The organism is Luteibacter sp. P4_E6 (genome assembly GCF_056401535.1).
Genome location: NZ_JBFUJE010000868.1, coordinates 1 through 1,100 on the forward strand (window position 1 = coordinate 1; position 1,100 = coordinate 1,100).

Genomic DNA, 1,100 nt, shown 5'->3' on the forward strand with positions numbered 1-1,100 from the left:
AGAACTTGGATGTCTGCAGACACCAAATCCTTGACAACAATATTTGCTGCGTAGGCGTCTTCAATCGGTACGGCGCGTGACGGGCCGTGATCGGGCTCGTCACAGCGAACCCTTGAGATGGTGATGGGTGACTTGGCCGGCATGCTTGAGCGCAGGGTCGGAACGGCCTTGAGCCGGAAGCGGTGTGCAACCTCGTTCGTAGTCATGGTGCCTTCTCTCGCTTCAGGCGCGACCAGGTGTGCATCGAAGGTCGACTAGTCCTTTTCCGGGATTGACGGCGTTTCGCCGCTCCTGCCAGGGTAAAGGCACACAGGGTGAAGCCTATCCCCCCAACATTGGCAAACGATGTCGATGGGCATGATTCGGCAAAAGTGTTTCTCAGTCAATCCGCCTACGGGGCTACTGCCATAGCCGTGGGTTGGGATGCGTTGTTCGGGTAAATCACCCCTCTGACGCTCATCCGATCCATCAGATGTCGCCGCTTGCCTGTCCTACACATCCGCCCCGGAGTCCAGATCGGATCAAGCATCCATATCGTGTGACCTGACCCGATGGGAGTCGCGGACGTTGTCTTGCCTGTGCGATCCATTGGACGTACTTGTGACACGCTTTACTGAATATAGGTGCGTTAGGGGTTCGCCGTCTTCTACCAAGGCGACAGCTTTGGTCTTGCGGGCGTGCGTGGAAACCGAGAGGCGTCGAAGCGGCACGGCGTAGAGGCCGTTCCAAGTACGTTGGCCAGCAGCCCGACCACCGCTGCATGCCACAGGCCTTCGATTRAAGCGGCCGTCGACATTCAGCGGGAAGTCCAATGATAATGATGCGCATATACAGCAACCGCCCGATCAGCGTGTATCGTTGGCATCCCCCTTTATCCTTGGTGCGGAACAATGCCTCATGCCTGGTATCGGTTCCCGTCTTCGCCCAAGCGGTTTGAAAAATTACTATCGAGCTACGGCCGACTGAGCCAAGCTGCGGTGCTTTGCGTTATGTTCGCATTGCTGCCAGCACCTGCTATGGCCGGACAGTCCGCCACGCCAGCCGCGACGGCGATATTGCCAGATCAGGCACCTCCTATTGCCGTATGCGCAGGTTGTCAT

Annotated in this window: 1 protein-coding gene; it reads right to left on the bottom strand. The window is 57.5% G+C overall.

The window, feature by feature from the left end:
* A partial coding sequence (locus tag AC1DT2_RS24195; protein ID WP_477299271.1) for a hypothetical protein occupies positions 1-206 on the bottom strand: 206 nt, incomplete at its 3' end.
* Positions 207-1,100: the final 894 nt, after the last annotated feature.